Below are 24,827 nucleotides of genomic sequence, written 5' to 3' on the forward strand. Positions count from 1 at the left end.
CAGGGCGTGACCAAAGGCTGTCCGGGTCAGAGGGCCTCGCCGGCGTGCTGGGCCGTTCTGTGGAGGACTGGGTGGGCGGGGGTTCGGGTCGTTGATTCGTAGCGGCTCGGGAAGGGGTACTTGCGTTCCAGGAAGGCGCTGATGGCCGCCTGGGCCGCCGATCTGGCCTCGGGGGGCGTGTCCACGTCGTTGAGGCAGAAGAAGTCGACGTCCTCGCCGGCCGCGAGGCGGGACAGGCGGCGGTGCATGTCCGGGGTGCCCAGCTGGACGTAGCGGAAGCGGTAGTCGGCCGGGACGGCGCGGGCGGTCGCCATCGCCCAGTGGTGGTGGAGGGTCGATGCCGGAGCCACGTCGGACGTCGAGCGGAAGCGGGAGTAGGAGGTGCGGTCCAGCTCCTCGATGCCCAGGCTCTCCATCTCCCGCATCACCGACAGCAGTTGGGGGTGCGGGGTGTGCAGGGACTTGTTGGTGATGTGTCTGCCGTGGAAGCGGCTGATGATCTCGCGGGCGTTCTTGCCCGCGGAGTTCGGGGCCGGTTCCAGGGGGTGCGGGGCGCCTATGCCCAGCTTCAGCGGGGAGAGGGGGATGCGGGCGATGCCGTTGCCGTGGAAGAAGTGCTCGGCCCCTACCGGACGGTTGATGAAGACGTCGTCGTTGAAATAGAGGTAGTGCTCCGACAGGCCCGGGATGTGGTGCAGGCGGCTCTCTATCGCGTGGGAGTTGAAGACGGGGAGCGCGTCCGCCGGGAGGATGTCCCGGTGGTCGATCACGGTCAGGCCTTCCGCCTGCGGGTCCAGCCAGTCCGGGATCTGGGAGTCGGTCACCAGGTAGACGTGCCGGACGAAACCGGCGTACATCTCCAGCGAGCGCAGGGCGTACCTCAGCTCGTCGTGGCTGGTGTAGCGGGAGGCGCCGGTCTCGCGCGGGGCGATGGTGTTGTGGGAGAGCGCCTGGTGGGCGCGGCGCTTGGCCGCCATCGCCGGGTCGTCGCCGTCGACCCAGGTGTAGACGGCGTCGACGGGGAAGCGCACCTCGTCGATGCCGGGCTCGGCGAACGGGGCGAACGTGGGCACGCCGCGATGGCGGCCCGCGACCACGGCGGGGCGTTGCGCCGTCAGTGGGAGCACCTCCGACACCGGGTTGTGGCGGGGGGCGACCAGTGCCGGGCCGAAGACCTCCGGCATCCGGCTGCCGGGCACGGTGAGCCAGGAGGGGTCCGTGCCGAGGTCGCGGCCGTGCCGCCAGAACTCGATGTCACAGCCCGTTTCGAGACCGGTGAGGACCTGTCCCTCGGGGCCCAGGCGCACCACGCCCGTGCGGAGCACCTCGGCCCGCCGGAGCGCCCGCGGAAGCTTCCCGTCGGCCCACAGCGCCGCGGCGGTCACCCTGCCGTCCGGCCCCACGGCCCCGGCGTACCCCACACCGGAGGCGAAGCGCTGGGCGGCCCGCGAGAGGATCGTGTCGCGGTACGTCTCCGCCACGCCGATGACCTGGCGCGGCACCCCCTGTCCATGGTCGGCGGGGACCAGGAAGTACGGGACGCCGAGCCCGTCCAGCAGGGTGCAGACCCGTTCGAGGTCGGCCTCGACGGCGTCCGCGGCGGTGTATCCGGCGACCGTACGGCCGTATAGCCGCGTCGGTCCGAAGGTGACCTGGCACAGCCCGGGGACGGCGGCCCGCAGGCGCCGGCGGGCCCGGGCCGTGCGCAGCGCCCAGAGCCGGGCCGCGAGCCAGAGCCTCAGGCGTACGAGAAAGTCCCGGACCGTTCGGATGCCCCCCGGCATTCCGAAGCGGTCACGGATGTCCATGCCCCCCATGTCCTACCCCCCGGTCCCGTCAGCTCTGCTTCTCGTACGGGCTCGCGAAGGGGAAGTAGTCCTCCAGGAACTCGTTCATGCGGACGCTCACCTGCTCCCGCTCCTCGGGCGGGACGTCGACGTCGTTGAGGCAGAAGAAGTCGAAGCGGCGGTTGCGGCGCAGGTCGGCCAGGCGTCGGTCGGCGTCCGGGCGGCTGATGTTGACGTACCGGAAGCTGTACTTGCCCGGCAGGCCGTGGCCGGTCATCAGGGCGTACTGGTAGAGCAGCGGGGCCGTCACCGCGATGTCCTGCGGGGAGCGGAAGCGGGAGGCCGTGGTGCGGCGGATGTCCTCGGGGAAGAGCTCTTCGAGCACCTGGTGGGTTCGGCGCTGCTGGGGCAGCGGGGTGTGCATGAAGTTGTTCGTCGTCATCCGCCCGAACCTCTCCAGCAGGAGCCGGCGGACGTTCTTGCTGGCGGAGTTGGTGGCCGTCTCCTCGGCGTGCGGCTTGCCGACGCCGATCTTGAGCGGGGACACCGGGATCTTCATCAGGCCGCTGCCGTGGAAGAAGTGCTCCGGGGTGACCCGGCGGCCGACGAACACGTCGTCGTTGAAGTAGAGGTAGTGGTCCGACAGGCCCGGGATGTGGTGCAGCCGGGTCTCGATCGCGTGCGAGTTGAAGACCGGCAGGACGTCCTCGGGGAAGATGTCGCGGTGGTCGACGACCGTGATCCCGGGGGCCGTGTCGTCGAGCCAGTGCGGCTTCTGGCCGTCGGTCACGATGTAGATGTGCCGGACGAAGTCGGCGTACATCGCGAGCGAGCGCAGCGAGTACTTCAGCTCGTCGTGGCTGGTGTAGCGGGAGGCGTTGGTCTCCTTGTCCAGGATCTCGGCGGTGCCGCGGTCCTGGTGGCGGGCCCGCTTGGCCCGCATCCCGGGCTCCTCGCCGTCGACCCAGGTGTAGACGACGTCGACGGGGAAGGTCACGTCGTCGATGGTCGGCAGGGTGAGCGGGACGAAGCTCGGCAGCTCGCGGTCGCCGACCCGGACGGTGGCGGGCTGCTGCTCGGAGGCCGGGAGGACGTCGGTGATGCCGTTGTTCCGGGGTGCGACGAGGGAGTCGGCGAAGATGTCCTCGGACGCCTGCGGCTGCACCTTGGCCAGGCGCCGGGGGCCGTCGGCGGAGGCGAGGAGCTCCGCGCCGTCCTCCCAGAACTCGATGTCGCAGGCGAGCTCGGGACCGGCGAGCAGCTGGCCCGAGGGTCCGAGGTGGTTCTCCCCGACCCGCAGGATGGGGGCGGTCCGCAGCCCGGCCGGCAGTGCGCCGTCCATGAACAGCGCGGGGTGCTTGAGCTTTCCGCCGGGCATCGGGCGGCCGATGAAGACCGCCTTGCCCTCGTTCTGCGCCTCCAGGGCGGTGAGCAGACGCTCCCGGTCGATGACGTTCACGCCGACCGTGTGCCGGGTGCGGGCGGCCGGCACCAGGAAGTACGGGATCCCTTCCTGCTCCAGCGCGGCGACGACCAGACCGAGGTTGGCGGCGGCCGCCTCGGCGGCGCTGAACCGCGTCACGACCCGGCCGTAGAGCTGCTGGCCGCGCACCGCCACTGGGCGGAGCACCGGATCCGTGACCGCGGCCCGGCGGCGCCGCCGCATGGTACGCAGCTGCCACACGCTCTCGGCGGCCTTCCGCTCGACTCGCGGGCGCATCCGCCGGGCAAAGGAACGCACGGTCACGTTCTGAGCTCCTCTTCCATGAACCTGTCGAACATCTCTGCGTAAGGCAGACAGACGTATGTGACGGAAGGTTGTAGAAGAGTTCTCCGGGATTTAACGGACTAAGAGGTTCCAGAACAGCTGAACCACAGCCGGGAGTGGTAATGGGCTTGAGCCAGGTGACGAGCTGCATGTGCTGGGTCAGCACCGGTGCCCGCGGAGAAATTCATCGCCACCCGCGCGGCTCCCTCACCACCGCCACCTCGCCCGCCGCGACGGTGACCACGCCCGGCGCCGGCTTCCCGGTGAGCAGTTCGGTGGCCTCGCCGGACACGGAGATCTCCGCGCTCGCCTCGGTGTGGTTGATCAGGAAGAGGTAGTCCGCGTCCGCACCGCGCCGCAGCACCACCTCCACACCCTCCGGAGCACTGAGGACCGGCATCACGCCCGCCTCCGTGCGGATGCGGTCGAGGAGAGCGGCGAGCGTCGCCGGGTCCGGCTGTGTGGCCAGGTACCAGGTGGTGCCCATGCCGAAGGAGTTGCGGGTCACCGCCGGTACGTCCGCCAGCGGGCCGGTCGTGTACGTCGTGATCGCCTCCGCGTCCGCCGGACGCACCCGTTCCGACCACAGCCGGGCCGTTCCGCCGTCGCTCAACTCCACCGACTCACCCGGCAGCAGCGGGAACAGCTCGTCCGTGCGCACCCCGAGCGCCTCGCGGAACGCACCCGGGTAACCGCCCAGCCGCACATGGCAGTTGGTGTCGACCGCCCCACTGTGGAAGCCCACGGCCAGCGTGCCGCCGCGCTCCGCGAAGCCCGTCAGATTCGCCGCGCCCTCGTCGGTGATCAAGTAGAGCGAAGGCGCCAGGACCAGGCGGTACGACGACAGGTCCGCCTCCGGGTGGACGAAGTCCACCGCGATGCCCGACCGCCACAACGGCTCGTACCAGGCACGGACCAGCTCCTGGAAGCGGAGCTCCGCGCTCGGCTGCGAGGGCAGCTCCAGGGCCCAACGGGCGTCCCAGTCCCAGACGATGGCCACCTGCGCCGGGACGGTCGAGCCGCGCACCTCCCCCAACGCCTTCAGATCCGCGCCCAGTTGGACGACGTCGTGCCAGATCTGGCTGTCGGTGCCGGCGTGCGGCAGCATCGCCGAGTGCCACTGCTCGGCGCCCGCCTTCGCCGCCCGCCACTGGAAGTAGGCGATGCCGTCGGCGCCCCGGGCCACATGGGCCAGCGCGTTGCGGCGCAACTCCCCAGGATTCTTCGCCCGGTTGACCGGCTGCCAGTTCACCGCGCCCGTCGAGTGCTCCATCAGCAGCCAGGGCCCGCCGGCCAGCGAGCGGACCAGGTCGCCGCTGAGCGCGAGGTCGATGTGCGACTCGGGGTCCGTGGACTGGAGGTAGTGGTCGTTGGAGACCACGTCCAGCTTCTGGGCCCAGCGCCAGTAGTCCAGCGCGTCGAAGTTGTGCATCACCATGAAGTTGGTGGTCGCGGGGATCTCCGGCGCCGCCTCCCGCAGGACCTCGCGCTCCGCCTCGCACAGCGAGAGCAGGGCGTCGCTGCAGAAGCGGCGCCAGTCCAGCTGGTGGGTGGGGTTGGGGACGGCGCCCGTGGCGCGGGGCGGGATGATCTCGTCCCAGTCGTAGTACCACTGGCTCCAGAAGCGAGTGCCCCAGGCGTCGTTGAGCGCCTCCAGGCTGCTGTACCTCTCGCGCAGCCAGCCCCGGAACGCCGCCGCGCTCTCCTCGCAGAAGCACTCCGGGTTGTGACAGCCGTACTCGTTGTGGACGTGCCACATCACGACCGCCGGGTGGCCGGCGTACCGCTCTCCGAGCGCACGGGCCATCCGCAGCGCCGCCTCCCGATAGGCGGGGCTCGACGGGCAGAACGTCTGGCGGCTGCCGTACGACAGTGCCCTGCCGTCCTTGTCCACGGGGAGCGCCTCGGGGTGCTTGACGAAGAACCACGCCGGCGGTGCCGCCGTCGGGGTCGCCAGGTCCGCCGCGATGCCGTGGGTGTAGAGCATGTCGAGGACGCGGTCCAGCAGAGAGAAGTCGTAGGCGCCCTCCTTCGGCTCCAGGAGCGCCCAGGAGAAGATCCCGACGCTGACCATGGTGACCCCGGCCTCGGTCATGAGGCGCATGTCCTCGGCCCAGACCTCCTCGGGCCACTGCTCGGGGTTGTAGTCGCCGCCGTAGGCGATGCCCTGCGGGATCATCGGCACTCTCCGCTCAGGAGTCGGCGAGTCGTCTCCACACCCCACTGGTCCAGGGACAGCAGCCGGTCGCTCGACGCCATCAGACCGCCGGTCGCCTCCACATGGGCCGCCCAGCGTTCGCGGGTCTCCACGGCCGGGCGGGCCATCAGACAGTCGGGGTCGTTGACCCAGAACCGGCCGTGCTGCCACTGGCGGCCGACACCCGTGAACTCCGCCGGGTCCTGGCCGGGCTGGCTGTAGTCGTCGGCCTCGGGGCGGCGGTGCGGGGCCGTGTCGGGGCTGACGCGCATGGCGTCGAAGAGGCCGATGGAGGGCAGGATCGGGGCGCCGCAGCCCAGGAGGTAGGCGTCCTCGCCGATCGCCTCGCGGATCAGCTCGATGCCCTGGCGGTACGCCGTGAGCGGGTCCGCGTCGGAGTGCCGTACACCCTCCTGCGCGCCCGCGTAGAGGAAGTCGACCTTGAAGTAGTCGTAGCCCTCGGCGCGCAGCGTCCGGAAGACGTCCGTCAGGTACGCGGCCGCCTCCGGGTGGGTCGTGTCCAGGACGCTCAGGTCGTGGCCCCAGTTGCGGCCGGCGTGCAGGAAGCCGCCGTCGAGGTCCTTGACCAGCCAGTCGGGGTGCTCGGCGGCCAGGTCGCTCGCCGGGTCGACGAGGAAGGGTGCCGTCCAGATGCCGGCCCTTCTGCCCCGCGTCCGGATCGCGTCCGCGATGTCCCGGCGGGAGCGGAAGCGGCCGGAGAGGGTGAGCCAGTCGCCGAGGGCCTTCTGGTAGCCGTCGTCGATCTGGACGACGTCGATGGGCAGGTCGAGGGTGTCCATCGCGCGGAGGTTCTCGTGGATGTCGTCCTCGGTGACCTGAGTGAAGTACTCGTACCAGGAGCACCAGACAGTGGGCGCCGGGCCCGGGGGCGCGACCTCCAGGGAGGCGGCCCAACTCGCCAGCACCTCCTGGATGTCCGTGCCCGTCCACTCCTTCACCGGTCCGTCGGCGCTGATCTCCGCCAGGTCACCGGTGACGGCCAGCCGGATCGACGGGACCTCCCGGGTCGGGTCCACGGCGGCCCAGAGGCGGACCGCCGAGCCGTCGCCCGGGTCCAGGGCCAGCAGCCCCTCGCCCTGGAAGGTGCCCTGGGGAACCGTGACGCCCGGCCGGTAGCAGACCGTCGCCCAGTTGTCGTTCGTCGGGCGGTACGGCTTGTCACCGAGGGCGTAGGCGCCGCTGGGGCTCCAGGACTGCCAGCCCTCCTCGTGGACACGGGCCGTGCGCGCGTCCACGGGCACGGAGGCGACCGGGGTGAAGGAGTGGGACACGGTGGTTCTCTTTCAAGAAGGGGCTGCGGTGAAGGAACTCAGCCCTTGTTGGCGCCGAGCGTCAGACCGCTGACGAACTGACGCTGGAGCACGAAGTACACGATGAGCGTGGGGATCGCGGTGAGCAGGGCGCCCGCGGCGACCAGGTTCGGGTCCGTGAAGTACGTACCGGAGAGGTTGTTGAGCGCCGAGGTGATCGGCATGTTCTCGCCGGTGGAGATCAGGACCAGCGCCCAGAAGAAGTCGTTGTAGATCCAGATGGACAACAACGTGCCCAGGGCGGCCATCGCGGGCTTGCACAGCGGGAGCGTGATCTGCCAGTACTGCCGCCACACGGAGGCGCCGTCGACCAGGGCGGCCTCGGTCAGTTCGTGCGGGAGCGAGCGCATGTAGTTGCTCAGCACGAACGCGCAGAAGCCGGACTGGAACGCCACGTGGATGAGGACGAGGCCCAACGCGGAGTCGTACAGCTTGCCGGACATGGTGATGCCGGGCAGGTCGATGAGCAGGTACAGGCGGTACAGCGGGGTGATGATGACCTGCTGCGGGAGCAGGTTGCCCGCGGTGAAGACCAGCAGCAGGGCGAGGTTGAGGCGGAAGTCGAAGCGGCTGACGTAGAAGGCCACCATCGAGGAGAGGAACAGGGTCACCAGCACCGCCGGCACGGCGATGATCACCGTGTTGACGAAGTAGTGCGTCATGTCCGACTGCGTGAACGCGTTGGTGAAGTTGTCCAGGCTCAGGGAGTCCGGCCAGGAGACGTACCCCTTCTCGCTGGTCTCCGCGTACGGGCGCAGGGCCGCGTAGATCGCCCAGAGCAGGGGGGCGAGCCAGGCCAGGGCCATGGTGGCCAGGACGACGTGCAGCAGGACCCGGGCGGGGCGCACCGGTGTCCTCGGCTTCTTCAGAGCGAGAGTGCTCATGCGCGCCGCTCCTTCCGGAACGTGGACACCAGGTACGGGATGATCACGACGAGCGAGATCAGCAGGAGTACGACGGCGATCGCCGATCCGTACCCGATCCGGCTGGACTCACCGATGATGTTGTTGGTCACGAGGATCGACAGCAGCTCGGTGCCCTCGGCGCCCTTGTTGAAGACGAAGACCAGGTCGAAGGCGCGCAGCGCCTCGATGATCGTGACGACCAGGACGACCGTGTTGGTGGGTCGCAGCACCGGGAAGATGACGTTCTTGAACGTCTGCCACTCGCTCGCCCCGTCCAGCGCGGACGCCTCCCGCAGGGACGGGTCGACGCCCTTCAGACCGGCCAGGTAGAGGATCATCATGTACCCGGTGTGCCGCCAGCTCGCGGCGATGAGGATCGCCCAGAGGTTGAGGTTCGGGTCGCCGATCCAGTCGATGTAGTGGCCGGGCTTGTTGGCCCCGATGACGCTGTTGATCAGGCCCGTGTCGGGGTTGTAGACGAGCTGCCAGACGAAGCCGATGACGGCCATGGACAGCACGACCGGCAGGAAGAAGGCCGTCTGGTAGACCCGGCTGAACTTGATCTTCTTGTCCAGTTGCACGGCCAGGAACAGGCCCAGCGGGGTCGGGATGCAGATGAGCACCACGAACCAGATGACGTTGTGCTCCACAGCGGGCCAGAACTGCGGGTTGTTGGTGAACAGTTCCTTGAAGTTCTCGAGCCCGACCCACTGGATGGAGTCGAAGCCGATGCCGTTCCAGGAGGTGAAGGCGAGGAGGATCGACGCGAGCGCGGTGACCCAGACCAGGGCCACGTGCAGGATCGTCGGCAGGCCGGCCATGAAGCCGAGCGTGAGCCGGTCGCGGCGGGTGAGCAGGCGCTTGTGGCCCTGCGGGATCCGCTTCTTGACCGGGGCAGTGCCCGAAGGCGGCTCGGGGGCCGCCTCCGGGGACTTCGTGGGGGTGTCGGTGGTCATCGTGGTCAGCTGGACGCGAAGATCGTCTTCTTCTGGCGCTCGATCGAGCTGAGCAAGCTGTCGATGCCCTTGGGATCGCGCACGAACTTCTGCAGCGCGGGCTGCATGACCGTCGAGGTGAAGTCGGGGCGGCTGTCGCGGTCCATGAACTGGGTGAGGCTCTTGGCGCCCGAGATCATCTCGTACGCCTTCTTCTGGAGGGCGGTGTACGCGTCGGTGGAGGCCTTGGTGGAGGCGGCGACCACGCTCGGGTCCGACTTGAGGTAGATCTCCTCGGCGGCCGGGGTGCCCAGGTACTCCAGGAGCTTGACCGCGCCGGCCTTGTTCTTCGGGCTCTTGCTCAGCATGAAGCCGTCGGTCGGGGCCTCGACGGTGTCCTGGCCGTACGCCGGGTCGATCTCCGGGAAGGCGAAGAAGTCGAGGTCGTCCAGGGCGGCCTTGTCGGTGAACTGCTGGGCCACGAAGGTGCCGAGGAGGTACATGCCGGCCTTCTTGGAGGCGAGGGTCTGGGCGGCGTCCTGCCAGGTGCGGCCGGTGGCGCCCTCCTGGTGGTACGGGAGGATCTCGGTCCACAGGTCGAAGACCTTGCGCACCTTGGCGTCGGTCCAGGCGGCCTTTCCGGCCATCAGGTCGACGTGGAAGTCGTAGCCGTTCTGGCGGAAATTGATCTGGTCGAAGGTGCCGAGCGCGGGCCAGGCGTCCTTGTCGCCGAAGGCGATCGGGACCAGCTTGTCCTTCTCCATCTGCTTGCACAGGGCGACCAGCTGGTCCCAGGTGGTGGGGACCTCGTAGCCGTACTGCTGGAAGACGCTCTTGCGGTAGAAGAGCGCCCACGGGTACGAGTACAGCGGCACGAAGTAGTACTTGCCGTCCTCGCCCTTGCTGAGCTTCTTCATCGCCTCGGGGAAGTTGCCCCCGATGGTCTGCCACACGTCGTCGATCGGGGTGGCGAGGCCCTTGGCCGCGAAGAACTGCATGCGGTAACCCGCGAACCAGGTGAACACGTCGTCCGGCGTGCCCTGGAGGTAGGCGTTGATCTGCTCCTGGAAGGTGTTGGAGTCCTTGGTGTTCACGTCGACCGTGATCCCGGAGTCCTTCTTGAAGCCGGCGTAGATGTCCGCGAAGGCCTTCTTCGGCACCGGGTCGGACGCCTTGGAGCCGAGGGTGACCGTCTTCGGGTCGGACGAGGCTCCGCTGCCGCCGCAGGCGCTCAGCAGGGGGATGCCGGCACCGAGCACGGCGGCGCCGCCTATGCCGCGCAGGACGGAGCGGCGGCTCGCGGAGGGGAGGGAGAAGTCGGGCATGAACGGCTCCTGAGGGGCAGGGTTCGGCCAGGCAGGGGAGTGAGTCGAAGTCCGTCGTAAACGACCAGAAATCAACTTGACCGAACACGGTGGCGTAATGACAGCCGTATGTCCTGTCATGCGTCAAGAGATGGCCGTCACCTTTGTGGAAACGTGACCGACACATCCAAGATCGATCCGATCGTCCGAATCGCCTTCGACCGGTCGAACAAGCCGGCTCACCGTGGGCACCTGGGGGCTGCGGTCCCTCGGAGTGGGGATCCTCAGCGGATGGCCAGGCGTCGGCCTAGCCGATCACCACGGACTTCTCCACGCTGACCTGGTCGACCTCGGAGACGCGGACCGTCACCTTCATCTCCCAGGTGCCGGCGATCGGCAGGTCGAAGTCGCTGGTTCCCCAGTAGCCGCCCTTGTCGGTCACCTTGGCGTCCAGCGGGCCGATGTCCTGGGACGGCAGGGTGAAGGAGAGCCGGAGTTCGGGGACGATGGCGAAACCGCCTTCGGCGTCGAGGACCACCGCTTCCACCGAGTTCCGGCCGACCCGGCCCGGGTCCAGGGTGATCTGCACCTTGCCCCGGGCGCCGCCGATGTCGAAGGGGACGTACGAGACGGACGCGACGGGCAGGCCGGTGGCCGCGGGGCTCTGAGCGGCCTCCGCCTCCGCACGGCCCGGCACGGTACCGGTGAGCACGGTCGTGATCACCAACACCACGACACCGATGGTGACTTCGGCGAGGACGGAGCGTCGCAGACCACGGCGGTCCGGAACGACCGGCGGCTCCTCGGGCGACTCCGGCAGCGGCGGCCCGCCCACCGGCTCCGGCACCCGTTCCCGTACGACGGTCCGCGCGTCCGCCGTCGCCAGGCGCACCGTCCACAGCCGCGAGAACCCGGCCGCCGTCAGCAGTACGACCACCACGGTCAGCTTGGCGACCAGGAGCCGGCCGTACGTCGTGTCGGTGAGCGCGCCCCAGGAGCCCAGGCCACGCCAGGACTGGTAGACGCCGGTGAGGACCAGGACGGTCACGGAGACGAAGGCCAGGCGGGAGAAGCGGGTGACCGTGGCCGGTTCGACGACCGCCGCCCGGTACAGCGTGACGACCAGTGCCGTCAGACCGCCCAGCCAGGCCGCCATCGCCAGGACGTGCAGGACCGAGGAGGCCATCGCCACGGGCACCTGGATGCCGGCGGAGGCGTGCTCACCGGCGGCCCAGGTGAGGGCGAGGCCGAGGGCGAGGGCGGCGCCGATCGCGTAGGAGGACCGGCGGCGCCGGAACAGCCGCAGGAGGAAGACCGCGGTCAGTGCGAGCAGCACCAGCCGGACCAGCAGGACCAGCCCCGGCCGGCTCGTCACCGTCCGTTCGAAGGCCGCGGCGTCGAAGGCCGTCGCGGGACCCGTGCCGGCCTCGTAGGGCGCCCGCAGCACGAACAGCGCGACCGTGGCCCCCGCCAGCGTCCACCAGCCGACCCGCAGCAGCCTGGGCAGGATGCTGGCGTCCGCCGGGCGGCACAGCGCGAGGAAGACCGCCGTGCCGATGAGCAGCGCCACCGCGAGATAGGCCAGGTAGCGGGCGATGTTGTAGAGGCCGGTCGTCGCCGGGTTCTCCACGGGTCCCGGGTCCACGGTCACGGCCGTCGCCGAGGGCTTCCCGACGGAGAAGGTGAACGCCCCCGACACCGGATGGCTGTCCGCCGAGACGACCCGCCAGGCCACCGTGAAGGTGCCCTCGCCGAGCCCGGAGGCGGGCAGCGAGACCCGGGCGGTGTCCGAACTCCCCGGCACATGCTCGGCCTCCCCCGTGGACACCCGCTCGTTCTTCGGGCTCAGCACGCGGAAGGAGTCGTCGAGCAGACCGACGGACTCGGTGAAGGTCAGGGTGATGTACGCGGGGGCGGACTTGAGGACGGTTCCGTCCTCGGGGTCGGTGGAGCGGAGCGCGGCATGGGCCGACGCCGGTCCCGCGCCGCCGAAGAGGAGCAGGACCAGCACGGTGCCCAGCAGCACCAGCCCTTGAACTCGCCGCCGTCCTCGTCCACCGTCACGCTCCACGTCAGTACTCCGTCCCCGCAGCTCCGCGTTATGTACGGACACCGGCGCCGGAACACTCACCACGTGGGCCGCGCCGACACCCCGCCGTCGACGACCAGGTCCTGCCCGGTAATCCAGGAGGCGAGCGGCGAGGCGAGGAACACACAGGCGTCGCCGATGTCCTCGGGGCGGCCCAGCCGGCCCAGGGGCGCCTTCGCATGCCACCGCTCCACACCCTCCGGCCAGTCCCGCGCCAGCCCCTTCCGGTCGATCAGCCCGGGCGAGACGCTGTTGACGCGGATGCCGCGAGGCCCGTACTCCAGGGCCGCCGACCGGGCGTGCATCACCAGGGCGGCCTTGGACGCGCAGTAGTGGGCGTGCCCGGCGGCGGGACCGTGCGCCTCGATCGAGGCGATGTGCGTCACCGAGCCGCCGCCGTGCTCCATGACCTCCGCCGCCGCCTGTGTGCACGCGAAGGCGCTCGTCAGGTTGGTGTCGACGACCTCACGCCACTCGGCGGCCGTCATCCCGGGCAGCTCCCGCACCGGCTGCACCCCCGCGCTGTTGACCAGCGCGGTCAGTCCGCCGCCCCACGCGTCCGCCTCCCGGACCAGTTCCCGGCAGTCGTTCTCGTCCGTCAGATCCGCCTGGAGGACGACGGCCCGCGCGCCCGACTCCCGGACCCGGACCGCCACTTCCTCCGCCGCCGTCACCGCCGTACGGCAGTGCACGACGACCGCGGCCGCCCCCTGTTCGGCGAACCGCACCGCGATCCCCCGCCCGATACCGCCGCCCGCGCCCGTGACGAGGGCGACCTGTCCTTCGAGGTGTCTCATGGACGACACAGTCGCGCGATCCGGTCGGCCTCGGCGGGATGCTGCGCCATCAGGGCCTCGGAGTCGCCGTGCTCATAGCCCTCGTAGGTGAAGCCGGGAGCCATCGTGCAGCCGAAGAACGTCCACGCGCCCCGCGTGCGCGCCCCCATCCAGGTGCCGCCGGGGACGGTCAGCTGGACGTGCTGACCGGCGAGGACGTCGGGGCCCAGCACCGGAGCGCTCGATGTGCCGTCCGGGGACAGGAGCAGGAGTTCCAGAGGGTCGCCGAGGTAGAAGTGCCAGATCTCGTCGCCGGGCAGGCGGTGCAGGGCGGAGAAGTCGTCGGCGGTGAGCAGGGCGACTATGGCCGAGCCCTCCGGTCTGCCGTCCGCGCGCTCGGGGCCTGCCCAGGTACGGCGGAACAGGCCCCCCTCTCGCGGGATCGGCTCCAGTCCGTAATGGGCGACGAGGTCTTCTGGGGTCACGCCGGGAAGGCTACCTCCCTGGCCAGGAAGGCCAGTTGAGCGTGCTTCTCGGGCAGATGCACATCCGGGATGTCGATCTCCGGCAGCACGACCCGCTCCCCGGCCACGAACCCCTGCCGCAGGAACCGGGCGATCGCCTTCTCGTTGCGCACGTCGGGATCGACCACGACCCGCTTGCGGCCCAGGCCGAGCAGGACGTACGACGCGACGGCGCCCAGCAGCGCCGACGACCAGCCGGGCCGTCCGCCGTCCGCTCCGGCCGGCGCGAGCAGCAGATGGACGCCGATGTCACCGGGCTCGACGGGGTAGCACTCGCTGACCCGGTCGGCCTCCGGCTCATAGGTCTGGAGCAGTCCGACCGGCTCGCCGTCCTTCTCGAGCAGATAGGCGTGGTGGGTGTCGAGGGTGTCCATGTGGGCGTAGATCTCCGCCACTTGGTCCTGGGTGAGGCCGTTCATGCCCCAGAAGGCGGCCCGTTCCTCGCTGACCCAGCCGTGCAGCACCTCGGCGTCGGCCTTCGCGTCGAGGGTGCGCACACGGACGGTGCCGAAGCCTTCGACCTCCTGCTCATGGACGTAGGTGTCAGACATCGCTCTCCTTGCTGAGCTGTTCGAAGTCGGTGACGACCGGGACGAGGTCGCCCGCGAGCCACAGGGGCAGTTGGTCACGGTGATGGGGCGAGCCGGGCACACCCGAGGCGCCGAACGGCACCACCCAGCGGCTGTCCTCGCGCCGGGCCAGGTCCCACACGTAGCGGGCGGCCGGACCGCGCGCGGCCAGGTCGGTCAGACCGGGCACGGCGGAGGTGCACAGCACGCAGTCGTGGTCGCCGGAGAGACCGGGTTCGTCGTACTTCTCGTACGAGGTGTCCGGCAACGCCCGCCACGGGTACAGCCGGTGGGTCTCGCCCCAGGTCGCGGGCGGCTTCCCGGCGGCCACCTCCTCGACGGCCGCGCGGATCTCGGCGGGGCGGTCGATGCCGTACAACTCCTCGGCGCGCAGCAGGTGTTCGAGGGCGTAGCCGATGCGCGGCAGCAGACCGAGCCAGGGGAGGAGGACCTCGGGGTAGGCGGGCGGGGAGGTCAGCGCGGCGAACGCGGGGTGCGCGGCGAGCCGGCGGACGACGGCGCCGCGCACCGCGGAGTAGAGGGCGGCGTCCTCGCTGTCCGCGTCCATGCGGCGGTTCCAGCGCAGGAGGGTGTCGGTGAGCTCGGCGGCCGGCGGGGTCAGGTCCCGGAGGGTGGCGAGGTGGTCCAACAGGGGCCCGGCGGAGGCCAGATACGTGTCCATGTGGAGGGCGGGCATGTCCCCGGCCGACCACTTGTCCTTCTCCGCGAGCATCGCGGAGATGCGGTTCGCGCGGTGCGGCGGGGCGAACTCGACGCCGAGCGGTTCCGCGGGACCTCGCTGGTTGGCCATGACGGCGACGCCGTCCTCCGTGAGTCCGGCGCGGGGCATGTCGTGCCAGCCCTGCCACTCGTGCCCGGCCTCCCAGGCGGGGACGACACGGGTGCGGTTGGCCTCGGACCGCACCGGCACCCGGCCCGCGACCCGGTGCAGCAGCCCGCCCTCGGTGTCGGCGGCCTGGACGACGTTGACCGGCTCGGCCCAGCTGTCGAAGGCCCGGTCCACGTCAGCGACCCGGCGGGCGCGCAGCAGGGGGAGCAGGGTGCTGAAGCCCAGGTCGTCGGTGACGCGAGGCGGGGTGCGGAGGCTGAGGGCGAGCGGCGTGCCGTCGTCGAGCCCTTCCGGGCCGCCGGCGATGACGGGCCCGCGCTCGGTCTCGATGACCTCGACCTCGACGGACTCCTCACCGGCCACCTCGACGGTCTCGGTGTGCCGGGAGGCGCGCGTCCAACTCCCGTCCGGGCCAAGGGCCTCGACACCGGCCCCGGTCCGCCGCAGCCGTTCCTCGTACAGGTCCTGGTAGTCGGCCATGGCGTTGGTGATGGCCCAGCCGACCGTGCCGGTGTGGCCGAAGTGGGCGATGCCGGGGACGCCGGGGACGGCGAGGCCGACGACGTCGAACTCCGGGCAGGAGAGGTGGATCTGCTGGTAGACGCCGGGGTCCTCGATGAAGCGGTGCGGGTCGCCGGCGATGACGGCCTGCCCGGTCACGGTCCGTTCGCCGCTCACCAGCCAGCCGTTGCTGCCGGAGGTGCCGGGACCGTCGATGGCGAAGAGCCCGACGGCCTCCTCGCCGAGGTGCTTCACGGCCTGTTCGCGCCAGAGCTTGGCGGGGAAGCCCGCGAAGAGGATGTGGGCACCGAGCCAGACGCCGAGGGGGGTCCAGGGCTCCCAGCGGCCGGGGGCACCGAGGGGCAGGGTGGCGTCGGCGAGCCCTTCGTTGACGCCGTCGACGTACGCCCGTACCCAGTCGGCCGTCTCCGGGTCCCGTCTCTCCAGATGCTCGAAGCAACGTCTCGCGGTGTCCTCCAGCCGGGCCCTGCGCACGAACCGGTCCCAGGGCAGGGCGTCGGGGCCGAGGAAGGACGCCGAGGTGCCGCGGGCCCGGTGCCGCTCGACCTCCAGCTGCCAGGCCCGGTCGCGGGCGGTGACGATGCCCTGGACGCGGGCGAGTTCGCGCACGCTGTCGGCACGCAGATGCGGGACACCCCACACATCCCGGTAGATCTCGGCGCTCACTCTGGGTCTCCCCTGTGCTTTAGGTTAGGCTCACCTAAGTAACTGGTGGTGGAATCGTACGCGAGGAGTGAAGAGACGATGGGGCAGGGGCACGGCTGGGAGGGCGCGGTCCTCAAACTGCTGCGGGCGAAGGACTACGTCCTCACCGTCACCGGCGCCGAGGACGTCACTTCGAGCTACCGACGCATCCACCTCACCGACGGCGGCATGCTCGCCGCGACCGGCGTCCACCCCACGATGTGGGTCCGGCTGTGGTTCTCCGACGCGGGCAAGCCGCACCAGCGGGCCTACACCCTCGTCGACCCGGACCCCGCGGCCGGCACCTTCGGCCTGGAGTTCGCCCTCCACGAGGGCGTGGCGAGCGACTGGGCGCGGAACGCGAAGCCCGGCGACACCATCGTGGCGACGGTCCACGGCACGGCGTTCGAGAACCCCGACCCGTCACCGACCCATGTCTTCGCGATCGGCGACCCGGCGTCCCTGCCCGCCATCAACTCCCTGCTGGACGCGCTGGACTCGTCCCCGGCGACGGTCTGGTTCGAGGGCGGCACGGACGGCCTCCCCTTCCGCACGGACCCGTCCCGCCATGACGTCCGCACCGGTGTGGGTCTCGTCGACCGGGTGAAGACCGACCTTCCCGACCTCCTCAAGGCCCACCCGGACGCGTACGTCTGGATCGCCTGCGACACGAAGACGACCCGCACCCTGTCCTCGTACGTCCGCAAGGACCTGGGCGTCCCCAAGGAGCGGATGCAGGCGCTGGGGTACTGGCGGGCGGCCTGACCCCGTACGCGGCATGATCGGGGTCATGGACGTCACCCTTCACCTCGCCCAGGACCCCGAGGCCGACGAGCTCCTCGGGCGCTCCCCGCTCGCCGCGCTGGTCGGGATGCTGCTGGACCAGCAGGTTCCGATGGAGTGGGCGTTCAAGGGACCCCGGACGATCGCGGACCGGCTCGGCCTGGACGACCTCGACGCGCACGAGATCGCCGCGCAGGACCCGGACGCCTTCGCGACCCTCCTCTCGGACAAGCCGGCGGTCCACCGCTACCCGGGCTCCATGGCCAAGCGGATCCAGCAGCTGTGCCAGTACCTCGTCGAGCACTACGACGGCAACGCCGAGCTCGTCTGGAAGGGCGTGGACGACGGACGCGAACTGCTCCGCCGGCTGGAGGACCTGCCCGGCTTCGGCAAGCAGAAGGCCCAGATCTTCCTGGCCCTGCTGGGCAAGCAGCTGGGCGTACAGCCGAAGGGCTGGCGGGAGGCGGCGGGCGCGTACGGCGAGGTCAAGTCCTTCCGGTCGGTCGCCGACATCACCGACCCGGAGTCACTGGTCAAGGTACGGGCGCACAAGCAGGAGATGAAGGCGGCGGCGAAGGCCGCGAAGGCGGCCGGCAAGTAAGCCGATCGGCCCAGCCCACCGTGCGGGGCGGCCGTACGCGGTCCCAGCATGGACCATGACCGAGGCACCGCACGGCTCCTCCTGGGGCCGGGAGTTCGACGACCGCAAGGTCCACACGCAGCAGCGCGCCCATGAGCCGGAGCCACCCGTCGAGGGCCCCCTGCACGCGCTGTCCAAGGCGGCGTGGCAGGTCGTCCTGATCACCGGCATCGCATCGCTGATCCTGGGCGTCCTGGTGCTGATCTGGCCGGGCTCCACGCTCCTCGCCACCGGCATCCTGTTCGGCGTCTACCTCGTCATCAGCGGCGTCTTCCAGCTGGTCTCGGCCTTCGGCACGCACAAGACGACCGGACTGCGCGTCCTCGCCTTCATCAGCGGCGCCCTGTCGATCCTGCTGGGCCTGTTCTGCTTCCGCGGCCCCATGCAGTCGCTCCTGCTGCTCGCCCTGTGGATCGGCATCGGCTGGCTCATCCGCGGGATCACCCAGACTCTGGCCGCCGCCTCCGACCCGTCGATGCCCGCCCGCGGCTGGCAGATCTTCCTCGGGATCGTCACGTTCCTCGCCGGGATCGTGCTGATCGACTCCCCCTTCGAGTCGGTCGCCGTCCTCACCGTGGTCGGCGGGATCTGGCTGGTCGCCGTGGGCATCGTCGAGATCGTCACAGCGGTACGGATGCGCGGGCAGACCGGGAACGTGCCGCGCACGGTGTGAGTAACCCGTGCGAGCGGATCTGACGGACGACGCGATGAACCTCGTACTCCCTGGGGCAGATCAGCAACCATGAGCAGCACCAGAACCTGGCTCCGTGCCTTTGTCCTGCTGCTCGCGCTGCTCGTGCCGGGCGGCCACGCCGGGGCGCACGCCGCCAACGCCGTCACCCCGGTCGCCGGCGAGGTCGCCGAGTACGACGTCCTGGACACGGCCCTGCGGCCACCGGCCCGCGCCGCCCACCGTCCCGTCGTACCCCTGCGCCCCGCGCCCCGGCCCGCCCCGGCGCCCGGCGTCCCGGCGGGCCGTCCCCTCCCGGCGCCGCCGCGGCCGCCGTACGCCCTGCACACCCTGCGCTCGGTGGTCCTGCGCTGCTGACCGGCCCTCGCACCAGAGGTCAGTCAAGCAGCGACGCAAGGAGCACCACCATGCCCATCGACCCCTACGCCGTCCTGCGCGCCCTCGTGCGCGCCGAGGCCTCCCGCAACACGCCCAAGCCGCAGGTTCAGCGGGAGCAGAAGCCGCAGCAGCCCGCGCAGGAGCAGCGGACGCGCTGAGGAGCCGCGACGGCGGAGGCAAGGTCACCGCCTCCGCCGTGGCGACAGCCCCGTCACCCACGGGGCATCGGCGCGACCCAGGTAAGAATCGTTCTACGGCCAGCGTCGTACGGCTCCCACTTGTTGCCTCGCGACAGTGCCTTGGCCACCTCGATGCGGTCGACGAAACAACGCAGGAAGTCACGCTTCTCGGTCAGCGACGTCGACCGCCACGCGCCTGCCTCATACGCTCTCGCCTTGCTCAGCAGGTCTGCCGCCGAGCCGAATCGAGCACCGGCTTCGACCAGAAGTTCCGCCGCTCCTGTTTGCCCCTCGTCGGCGAGAACAACCTCGGAGAAAATCCGCTGGGCCACATACTCCTCAAGATGCTCGCGCTTGATGCTGTTTCCTCCGTCGTGTCCCCCCGTCGCCCCTTTGGGCCGGGAGCAGCGGTACGAGGCAGTGGCACCAACAGTGCCGTTGCTGACCATGGTTGCCCCGCATACGCAGTGAAGGACACCCAGTCCGCTCAGGAGAGAAGCAGACCGCGGACCGCCCCTGCCCGGCCCTCTCGTGTCCAGCCACGCCTGAAGCTGCTCCCACTTGTCGACGTCGAGAACGGGCTCATGGCTCATCAACGGCACCTGCGTCTGCGGGTCCACCAGACGCCGGTATCCGACGACAGAGCGCCGGGCCCTGGTGGCATTCGACGGCTGCGGACTGTAAACCGGTTCCACCGCGTGCCCGGTCAGCCGCGGATCCTTCAGGATTCGCTTCAGCGTGGACACCTCCCAGAGGGACGGCCCGCGGCGGCCGTCCACCGTGGTGGGACCTCCGACACGCCACTTGCCAGAGAGCCGTGCGGTCTTCGTCGGCACTCCCGCCGCGTTCAGCTCCGCACAGATGCCCGACAGCGAGCCGGGGTGCCGTTCCCCGCCCGGAACCTCTTCATCCTTGTGGTTAAGGATCCGGCGTACGACATCGCGGATGACCTCGGCTTCCTCCGGCACCACAATCAACTGCCGAATCGTGAGTCCGTCCCTGCGCACCTCGGTCACCGTGTATCCGAAAGGCGGCACACCGCCGACCCATGACCCGGCTTCCCTCAGCACCCGCTTCGTGTCGCTCACGTGACGCGCCCGGTTCACGCTCTCCTGGTGCGCCGACTCCAGACGCCGGACCAACTCCTCCGTCCCGCCTGGGCCGTACACGCCCTCGCTCACGGAAACCACCGTCACACCGAGCTCGTGCAATTCGGTGGCAAGAGACCGGACAGCGTCCGCATCCCGCCGGGTCAGGCGGCTCAGGTAGTTCACGACGACCACGTCCGCTTGGCCGTTTCGCACGTCGGTCAGCATGCGCTCGAACTCGGGACGGACTGAATCCGCACGGTAGGCCGAAGCCGCCTCGTCCACGTACGTGCCCTCATAGCGGTAGCCACGCGCGATCGCCTCTGCGCGGCACGCAGCGAGCTGAGCCCGCACGGACCCGGCCGACTTGTCCGGTCGGCCGAGGCTCTGCCGCGCGTACCCGACAGCCGTCTTTCGATCTTCCATGTGGGGAATGTGTCAGCAACCAGGCCACATTCACCCCCTTTGACCGATATTGGTCAAGATCTGCACGCACTTGTCTTGCCCGGCCCGAGCCGGGAGGCTGCGCCCGGTGAGGCTTGACCGGTAGGCTTTCCGTGTGATCTTCAAGCGCATCGGAAACGGCCGGCCGTACCCCGACCATGGCCGGGAAAGCACCCGGCAGTGGGCGGACGTCGCGCCGCGCCCGGTCCGCCTCGATCAGCTGGTGACGACCAAGGGCCAGCTCGACCTGGAAACCCTGCTCGCCGAGGACTCCACGTTCTACGGCGACCTCTTCGCGCACGTCGTGAAGTGGCAGGGCGACCTGTATCTCGAGGACGGCCTCCACCGCGCGGTGCGGGCGGCGCTGCAGCAGCGCCAGGTGCTGCACGCGCGTGTACTCGAACTGGATTGAGTGGCGGGCTTGTAAAGGGTTGGCCCTTTCGGGTTCTTCCGGCCCGAATCCAATGATCATTTAGTAGGCATCGCCGCCCCGGAGCACTACGCTGCGCCCATGAGCATGCTGACTCCCCCAGGCATGGGCGGCAAGTACCGGATCACGGGGGACAAATACCCGCGCATGCGCCGTTCCCGGCGGCGCGGCAGGCTCGTGGTCGCCCTGGTCGCCTCGGTCACCGCGCTCGGTCTGGTCGGCTGGGGCACGCTGCAGCTCATCGACGTCTTCACCGGCGGCGGCGACAAGGCCTCGGCGGCCGGCTCCAAGGCCAACTGCGCGACGAAGGCGTCCCCGTCGGCCTCGGCCTCGTCCTCCACCACGGCTTATCCCAAGCCCGCCCAGATCACCGTCAACGTCTTCAACGCCACGCCCCGGGCGGGGCTCGCCAAGAAGACCGCGGACGAGCTGAAGAAGCGCGGCTTCAAGATCGGCGACGTCGGCAACGCGAGCGCGGAGTTCGACAAGAAGGTCAAGGGCACGGGGCTGCTGCTCGGCCCCACGTCCTCCGTGAGCACGTCGTTGCCGGTCCTCGGCACACAGCTCGCGGGCACGGAGGCGCGCGCGGACACCCGCAAGGGCACCGACGTGGACCTGATCATCGGCACAGACTTCAAGTCGCTGACGGCAAAGGCCACGGCGGACAAGGCCCTGACCAAGCTGGGCGCACCCCAGCCGACGCCGAGCACTTCCAAGAAGGCCTGCTGAAACGCGCCCCTTCAGGGGCGCGGGGAACTGCGCGACCGGCCACATCGGACCCGCAGTCGCCCGCGTGACGCACCCTCTACGGCGAAGAGGCGTCCTTACTCCGCGGCGCCGTAAAGCCGATCGCCCGCGTCTCCGAGACCCGGCACGATGTACCCGTGCTCGTTGAGGTGGTCGTCGATCGCCGCCGTCACCACAGTGACCGGCGTACCCGCGAGCTCACGCTCCATGACCTCGACACCCTCCGGCGCAGCCAGCAGCACCACGGCCGTCACATCGTCCGCACCCCGCTTGATCAGCTCCTGGATCGCCGCGACCAGCGTGCCGCCGGTGGCGAGCATCGGGTCGAGGACGTACACCTGACGCCCGGAGAGGTCCTCCGGCATGCGCGTGGCGTAGGTGGACGCCTGGAGCGTCTCCTCGTCGCGCACCATGCCCATGAAGCCCACCTCAGCGGTCGGCAGCAGGCGGACCATGCCGTCGAGCATGCCGAGACCGGCGCGCAGGATCGGCACGACCAGGGGGCGCGGGTAGGAGAGCTTGACGCCGGTGGTGGTGGTGACCGGGGTCGTGATGTCGACCGCTTCGGTGCGCACGTCTCGCGTGGCCTCGTAGGCGAGCAGGGTGACCAGTTCGTCGGCCAGCCGACGGAAGGTCGCGGAGTCGGTGCGCTGGTCGCGCAGCGTGGTGAGCTTGTGAGCGACCAGAGGGTGGTCGACGACGTGGAGACGCATGTCCACAACATTAACCGGGCCCGTTGTCCCCGGCGTCCCGTGCGGCATCTCTGACTGAGGCAAACCCCGCTTCACCCGTCCGCTGGCATCAAACCCCTCGTCGGAGGGAAAGTGGGAGGGACGCAATGGGGTGGTGTGCCTATGCCGAACCAGGAGTCACAACCGGAGACCGACGCCGAGCGCCGCAGGCGCCGCGCCCAGTTCCTGCGCGACCTCGCCGAGGCCCGTGAGCTGCGCGACCGCGTCCAGCCCCGGCGCGCCAAGGCGGCCCGGCTGCGTCACGCGATGCGCATGCGCACCTTCCGCTGGTAGGCCAACTGGTAGGCCGATCCGCTCTCTTCGGGCTCCCGTGTACGTCCTGGTCGCCCGAGCCGCGTACGATCCCGCTGGTGGACGATCAAAACGGGCGGACACAGGGTGCCGAAGACGTCCCCTGAACGCTCCGTTTCTGCCACGATTCCGAGTGGGTGGGGCTCGGAGCCAATGCCTCCCCGCCCATAGCCTCCGCCGGGGGGACCCCCAACCGGCACGCCTATGACCAGTGGGAGAGTCACGGTGTACTTCGCCGCACTGCTCGCGCGCACCGAAGACGGGTGGGAAGCGAGCGACAAAGAGCTCGACGATGTGGAGACCTTGTCGGATCTGGCCGACCTGGCCCGTGAAGCCTCACCCGAGGACGACACGGTCCTGGTGCTCATCGAGCAGGAGGACGCCTGGTTCGGCGTCATCCGGATCGACGGCGAGGACGACCCTCGTATCTACGTCTCGGACGCCGCCGCCGCTGCCCGCAGCAGTTACGGCGAGATCCTTCTCACCGACGAACTGCTCGGAAGGGAGCCCGGGGACGACGACACCGACCTGGACGCCCTCGATCTCGACGGCACCGAGGACGGTGAGGACGGGGACGAGGACGGGGACGACGCCGAGAGCGGCGGCTCCGCCGAGGCCGTGCCGCACGGTCCGGTCGGTGACCCCGGCGTCCTCGACGACCTGGGTGTCAGCGAGAAGGAGCTGAAGTCCCTGTCGACGGACGCGCTCACCGAGATCGCCGAGTCCCTGGGCGCCTCGGAGGTCCTGGAGACCGTCCGCTGACCGGGGAGACCACCGAGGGTCCCCCGGACCCGCTACGCGACCGCTGGCGAGCCGCGATGCGGCTCGCCCTGGACGAGGCCGGGCACGCGGGCCCGGACGTACCGGTGGGGGCCGTCGTACTGGCCCCGGACGGCACGACCGTGCTCGGGACCGGGCACAACGAACGCGAGGCGGTCGGTGACCCGACCGCCCACGCGGAGGTCCTGGCGATCCGCCGGGCGGCCGCGGAACTCGGGGAGTGGCGGCTGGCCGGCTGCACGCTGGTCGTCACCCTGGAACCCTGCACGATGTGCGCGGGCGCGCTGGTGCAGTCCCGCGTGGACCGCGTCGTCTACGGCGCCCGCGACGACAAGGCCGGCGCGGCCGGTTCGCTCTGGGACGTCGTCCGGGACCGGCGGCTCAACCACCGTCCCGAGGTGATCGAGGGGGTGCTCGCCGAGGAGTGCGCGCGGCTCCTCACGGACTTCTTCCGGACCCGGTAATACCGATTTCAGAGCAGGCCCCACAGTGTTGTAAGGTCTCTCTCGGTAGCGTGTCCGAGCGGCCGAAGGAGCTCGCCTCGAAAGCGAGTGTGGCGCAAGTCACCGAGGGTTCAAATCCCTCCGCTACCGCTTCTGAAGGGCCCCGTCGAAAGACGGGGCCCTTCGTGCGTCACCATCGATCCTGCGCCCCGCCAGGGCTCCACGGGCTCGACAAAGGACCCGGAACCGCAGGTCGTTGGTCCTTAAATGTGATGTGAGGAAGTTACACTCGCCGCCGGCACAGGAGTCCCAACAGGCACGACAGTCACGGGGAGGCCGCGGTGGCGGTGAATTCGAAGAAGGCCGCTGTCTACATACTCGTGGTCTTCATTCTGTACGTGATCATCACGGACCCGGCCAAGGCGGCGGACTACGTCCAGATAGGGTTCGAGGGCATATCGGACGCCGCCAAGGCCATCGGTGACTTCTTCACCTGGCTCGCCGACGGGGCGCAGTAGCGGCTGATCGGAAGCTGGGAGCGCACATGATCCGCCACCTTGTCCTCTTCAAGCTCAACGAGGGCGTCGAGCGTGACGACCCGCGGGTCGTGAAGGGCGTCGAGGCCTTCCGCTCCCTCGACGGCAAGATCGAGGACATCCGCTTCTGGGAGCTGGGCTGGAACCTCAGCGACCGGCCCATCGCCTACGACTTCGCCATCAACTCGGGGTTCGAGGACGCGGAAGCGCTGCGCCGGTACGTGGAGCACCCGGAGCACCAGGCGGGGGTGGCGCTCTGGAAGGAGTTCGCCACCTGGGTGATCGCGGACTACGCGTACTGAGCTCGCGTACTGAGCTCACCCTCACCTCGCATGGCCCCTCGCCGGAACGGCGGGGGGCTTTCGCGCGTCGTGCGCCCCAACTCTTCCCTCAACACGGTGTTA

26 protein-coding genes and 1 tRNA gene are annotated in these 24,827 nt (G+C 69.9%); 13 read left to right on the forward strand and 14 right to left on the reverse strand.

Translation table 11 applies throughout. The features are described from left to right. Positions 1 to 26: 26 nt before the first annotated feature. The 12 genes from OHU89_RS24350 to OHU89_RS24405 form a co-directional block, all read right to left on the reverse strand. The gene (locus OHU89_RS24350) at positions 27 to 1,808 is read right to left on the reverse strand and encodes a stealth family protein (protein ID WP_405645811.1); all 1,782 of its coding nucleotides are present in this window, start codon (positions 1,806 to 1,808) and stop codon (positions 27 to 29) included. Between the two features lie 28 nt (positions 1,809 to 1,836). After that, on the reverse strand, positions 1,837 to 3,534 hold the full coding sequence (locus OHU89_RS24355; protein WP_405645813.1) for a stealth family protein: 1,698 nt from the start codon (positions 3,532 to 3,534) through the stop codon (positions 1,837 to 1,839). Positions 3,535 to 3,739: 205 nt separating this feature from the next. Continuing rightward, positions 3,740 to 5,734: a beta-galactosidase gene (locus OHU89_RS24360; RefSeq protein WP_405645815.1), complete on the reverse strand. Its 1,995-nt coding sequence runs from the start codon at positions 5,732 to 5,734 to the stop codon at positions 3,740 to 3,742. Next, positions 5,731 to 7,044, reverse strand: a complete 1,314-nt coding sequence (locus OHU89_RS24365; RefSeq protein ID WP_405645817.1) for a glycoside hydrolase family 36 protein — start codon at positions 7,042 to 7,044, stop codon at positions 5,731 to 5,733. The genes OHU89_RS24360 and OHU89_RS24365 overlap by 4 nt, the downstream gene beginning before the upstream one ends. Positions 7,045 to 7,082: 38 nt before the next feature. After that, on the reverse strand, positions 7,083 to 7,967 hold the full coding sequence (locus tag OHU89_RS24370) for a carbohydrate ABC transporter permease (RefSeq protein WP_266890365.1): 885 nt from the start codon (positions 7,965 to 7,967) through the stop codon (positions 7,083 to 7,085). Further along, positions 7,964 to 8,944 carry a carbohydrate ABC transporter permease gene (locus tag OHU89_RS24375; RefSeq protein ID WP_405645818.1) on the reverse strand — a complete coding sequence of 327 codons (981 nt, stop codon included), beginning with the start codon at positions 8,942 to 8,944 and terminating at the stop codon, positions 7,964 to 7,966. The genes OHU89_RS24370 and OHU89_RS24375 overlap by 4 nt, the downstream gene beginning before the upstream one ends. A 5-nt stretch (positions 8,945 to 8,949) precedes the next feature. Continuing rightward, positions 8,950 to 10,248 carry an ABC transporter substrate-binding protein gene (locus OHU89_RS24380; RefSeq protein WP_405645819.1) on the reverse strand — a complete coding sequence of 433 codons (1,299 nt, stop codon included), beginning with the start codon at positions 10,246 to 10,248 and terminating at the stop codon, positions 8,950 to 8,952. 286 nt (positions 10,249 to 10,534) lie between these two features. Next, positions 10,535 to 12,253, reverse strand: coding sequence for a copper resistance CopC/CopD family protein (locus tag OHU89_RS24385; protein WP_405654638.1), 1,719 nt, complete (start codon positions 12,251 to 12,253; stop codon positions 10,535 to 10,537). A gap of 101 nt (positions 12,254 to 12,354) precedes the next feature. Next, positions 12,355 to 13,113: an SDR family NAD(P)-dependent oxidoreductase gene (locus OHU89_RS24390; RefSeq protein WP_405645821.1), complete on the reverse strand. Its 759-nt coding sequence runs from the start codon at positions 13,111 to 13,113 to the stop codon at positions 12,355 to 12,357. After that, positions 13,110 to 13,577, reverse strand: coding sequence for a cupin domain-containing protein (locus tag OHU89_RS24395; RefSeq protein WP_266890357.1), 468 nt, complete (start codon positions 13,575 to 13,577; stop codon positions 13,110 to 13,112). The genes OHU89_RS24390 and OHU89_RS24395 overlap by 4 nt, the downstream gene beginning before the upstream one ends. After that, positions 13,574 to 14,167, reverse strand: coding sequence for a GNAT family N-acetyltransferase (locus tag OHU89_RS24400; RefSeq protein ID WP_405645823.1), 594 nt, complete (start codon positions 14,165 to 14,167; stop codon positions 13,574 to 13,576). Before OHU89_RS24400 ends, OHU89_RS24395 begins: the two co-directional genes overlap by 4 nt. Continuing rightward, the gene (locus tag OHU89_RS24405; protein ID WP_405645825.1) at positions 14,160 to 16,223 is read right to left on the reverse strand and encodes a penicillin acylase family protein; all 2,064 of its coding nucleotides are present in this window, start codon (positions 16,221 to 16,223) and stop codon (positions 14,160 to 14,162) included. Before OHU89_RS24405 ends, OHU89_RS24400 begins: the two co-directional genes overlap by 8 nt. Positions 16,224 to 16,301: 78 nt before the next feature. Between OHU89_RS24405 and OHU89_RS24410 the strand changes: the two genes are divergently transcribed. From OHU89_RS24410 to OHU89_RS24430, 5 genes are all read left to right on the forward strand, one after another. After that, positions 16,302 to 17,006: a siderophore-interacting protein gene (locus OHU89_RS24410; protein ID WP_405645827.1), complete on the forward strand. Its 705-nt coding sequence runs from the start codon at positions 16,302 to 16,304 to the stop codon at positions 17,004 to 17,006. A 25-nt stretch (positions 17,007 to 17,031) separates the two neighbouring features. Beyond that, a complete protein-coding gene (locus OHU89_RS24415; RefSeq protein WP_405645829.1) occupies positions 17,032 to 17,625 on the forward strand; it encodes an HhH-GPD-type base excision DNA repair protein in 594 nt (197 codons plus the stop codon). A gap of 55 nt (positions 17,626 to 17,680) precedes the next feature. Continuing rightward, complete coding sequence (locus OHU89_RS24420) at positions 17,681 to 18,337, forward strand: HdeD family acid-resistance protein (protein ID WP_405645830.1); 657 nt, start codon at positions 17,681 to 17,683, stop codon at positions 18,335 to 18,337. A gap of 69 nt (positions 18,338 to 18,406) precedes the next feature. Next, positions 18,407 to 18,712 (forward strand): hypothetical protein, encoded by a 306-nt coding sequence (locus OHU89_RS24425; protein ID WP_405645832.1) that lies wholly within the window; start codon positions 18,407 to 18,409, stop codon positions 18,710 to 18,712. A gap of 50 nt (positions 18,713 to 18,762) precedes the next feature. Further along, positions 18,763 to 18,891, forward strand: coding sequence for a hypothetical protein (locus tag OHU89_RS24430; RefSeq protein WP_405645834.1), 129 nt, complete (start codon positions 18,763 to 18,765; stop codon positions 18,889 to 18,891). Between the two features lie 53 nt (positions 18,892 to 18,944). On the opposite strand, the gene OHU89_RS24435 is transcribed toward OHU89_RS24430, so the two are convergent. Next, positions 18,945 to 20,426, reverse strand: coding sequence for a recombinase family protein (locus OHU89_RS24435; RefSeq protein ID WP_405645836.1), 1,482 nt, complete (start codon positions 20,424 to 20,426; stop codon positions 18,945 to 18,947). Positions 20,427 to 20,559: 133 nt separating this feature from the next. Between OHU89_RS24435 and OHU89_RS24440 the strand changes: the two genes are divergently transcribed. Next, a complete protein-coding gene (locus tag OHU89_RS24440) occupies positions 20,560 to 20,856 on the forward strand; it encodes a type II toxin-antitoxin system VapB family antitoxin (protein WP_003999914.1) in 297 nt (98 codons plus the stop codon). 99 nt (positions 20,857 to 20,955) lie between these two features. Continuing rightward, a complete protein-coding gene (locus OHU89_RS24445; RefSeq protein WP_405645838.1) occupies positions 20,956 to 21,603 on the forward strand; it encodes a LytR C-terminal domain-containing protein in 648 nt (215 codons plus the stop codon). A 95-nt stretch (positions 21,604 to 21,698) separates the two neighbouring features. Here OHU89_RS24445 and upp read toward each other — a convergent pair whose 3' ends face one another. After that, the gene (gene upp, locus OHU89_RS24450; RefSeq protein WP_266890339.1) at positions 21,699 to 22,334 is read right to left on the reverse strand and encodes a uracil phosphoribosyltransferase; all 636 of its coding nucleotides are present in this window, start codon (positions 22,332 to 22,334) and stop codon (positions 21,699 to 21,701) included. Between the two features lie 141 nt (positions 22,335 to 22,475). Here upp and OHU89_RS24455 point away from each other — a divergent pair, with 141 nt between their 5' ends. From OHU89_RS24455 to OHU89_RS24480, 6 genes are all read left to right on the forward strand, one after another. Continuing rightward, complete coding sequence (locus OHU89_RS24455; protein ID WP_405645839.1) at positions 22,476 to 22,646, forward strand: hypothetical protein; 171 nt, start codon at positions 22,476 to 22,478, stop codon at positions 22,644 to 22,646. Positions 22,647 to 22,889: 243 nt separating this feature from the next. Then, positions 22,890 to 23,426 carry a hypothetical protein gene (locus OHU89_RS24460; RefSeq protein WP_405654640.1) on the forward strand — a complete coding sequence of 179 codons (537 nt, stop codon included), beginning with the start codon at positions 22,890 to 22,892 and terminating at the stop codon, positions 23,424 to 23,426. 56 nt (positions 23,427 to 23,482) lie between these two features. Then, complete coding sequence (gene tadA / locus OHU89_RS24465) at positions 23,483 to 23,908, forward strand: tRNA adenosine(34) deaminase TadA (RefSeq protein ID WP_405645840.1); 426 nt, start codon at positions 23,483 to 23,485, stop codon at positions 23,906 to 23,908. 44 nt (positions 23,909 to 23,952) lie between these two features. After that, positions 23,953 to 24,037: transfer RNA gene (locus tag OHU89_RS24470), tRNA-Ser, on the forward strand. A gap of 191 nt (positions 24,038 to 24,228) precedes the next feature. Beyond that, complete coding sequence (locus OHU89_RS24475; RefSeq protein WP_266825018.1) at positions 24,229 to 24,405, forward strand: hypothetical protein; 177 nt, start codon at positions 24,229 to 24,231, stop codon at positions 24,403 to 24,405. A 26-nt stretch (positions 24,406 to 24,431) separates the two neighbouring features. Continuing rightward, positions 24,432 to 24,725, forward strand: a complete 294-nt coding sequence (locus OHU89_RS24480) for a Dabb family protein (protein ID WP_405645841.1) — start codon at positions 24,432 to 24,434, stop codon at positions 24,723 to 24,725. Positions 24,726 to 24,827: the final 102 nt, after the last annotated feature.

Origin of the sequence: Streptomyces sp. NBC_00019, from assembly GCF_045041015.1 — a bacterium.
Taxonomy (GTDB): domain Bacteria; phylum Actinomycetota; class Actinomycetes; order Streptomycetales; family Streptomycetaceae; genus Streptomyces.

Excerpts from the sequence above, each read along its gene's own strand:
- OHU89_RS24350 (WP_405645811.1), bottom strand. The coding sequence starts at position 1,808 with ATGGACATCCGTGACCGCTTCGGAATGCCGGGGGGCATCCGAACGGTC.
- OHU89_RS24360 (WP_405645815.1), bottom strand. The coding sequence starts at position 5,734 with ATGATCCCGCAGGGCATCGCCTACGGCGGCGACTACAACCCCGAGCAG.
- OHU89_RS24370 (WP_266890365.1), bottom strand. The coding sequence starts at position 7,967 with ATGAGCACTCTCGCTCTGAAGAAGCCGAGGACACCGGTGCGCCCCGCC.
- OHU89_RS24375 (WP_405645818.1), bottom strand. The coding sequence starts at position 8,944 with ATGACCACCGACACCCCCACGAAGTCCCCGGAGGCGGCCCCCGAGCCG.
- OHU89_RS24380 (WP_405645819.1), bottom strand. The coding sequence starts at position 10,248 with ATGCCCGACTTCTCCCTCCCCTCCGCGAGCCGCCGCTCCGTCCTGCGC.
- OHU89_RS24390 (WP_405645821.1), bottom strand. The coding sequence starts at position 13,113 with ATGAGACACCTCGAAGGACAGGTCGCCCTCGTCACGGGCGCGGGCGGC.
- OHU89_RS24400 (WP_405645823.1), bottom strand. The coding sequence starts at position 14,167 with ATGTCTGACACCTACGTCCATGAGCAGGAGGTCGAAGGCTTCGGCACC.
- OHU89_RS24410 (WP_405645827.1), top strand. The coding sequence starts at position 16,302 with ATGGGGCAGGGGCACGGCTGGGAGGGCGCGGTCCTCAAACTGCTGCGG.
- OHU89_RS24415 (WP_405645829.1), top strand. The coding sequence starts at position 17,032 with ATGGACGTCACCCTTCACCTCGCCCAGGACCCCGAGGCCGACGAGCTC.
- OHU89_RS24420 (WP_405645830.1), top strand. The coding sequence starts at position 17,681 with ATGACCGAGGCACCGCACGGCTCCTCCTGGGGCCGGGAGTTCGACGAC.
- OHU89_RS24425 (WP_405645832.1), top strand. The coding sequence starts at position 18,407 with ATGAGCAGCACCAGAACCTGGCTCCGTGCCTTTGTCCTGCTGCTCGCG.
- OHU89_RS24430 (WP_405645834.1), top strand. The coding sequence starts at position 18,763 with ATGCCCATCGACCCCTACGCCGTCCTGCGCGCCCTCGTGCGCGCCGAG.
- OHU89_RS24435 (WP_405645836.1), bottom strand. The coding sequence starts at position 20,426 with ATGGAAGATCGAAAGACGGCTGTCGGGTACGCGCGGCAGAGCCTCGGC.
- OHU89_RS24445 (WP_405645838.1), top strand. The coding sequence starts at position 20,956 with ATGAGCATGCTGACTCCCCCAGGCATGGGCGGCAAGTACCGGATCACG.
- upp (WP_266890339.1), bottom strand. The coding sequence starts at position 22,334 with ATGCGTCTCCACGTCGTCGACCACCCTCTGGTCGCTCACAAGCTCACC.
- OHU89_RS24455 (WP_405645839.1), top strand. The coding sequence starts at position 22,476 with ATGCCGAACCAGGAGTCACAACCGGAGACCGACGCCGAGCGCCGCAGG.
- tadA (WP_405645840.1), top strand. The coding sequence starts at position 23,483 with ATGCGGCTCGCCCTGGACGAGGCCGGGCACGCGGGCCCGGACGTACCG.
- OHU89_RS24480 (WP_405645841.1), top strand. The coding sequence starts at position 24,432 with ATGATCCGCCACCTTGTCCTCTTCAAGCTCAACGAGGGCGTCGAGCGT.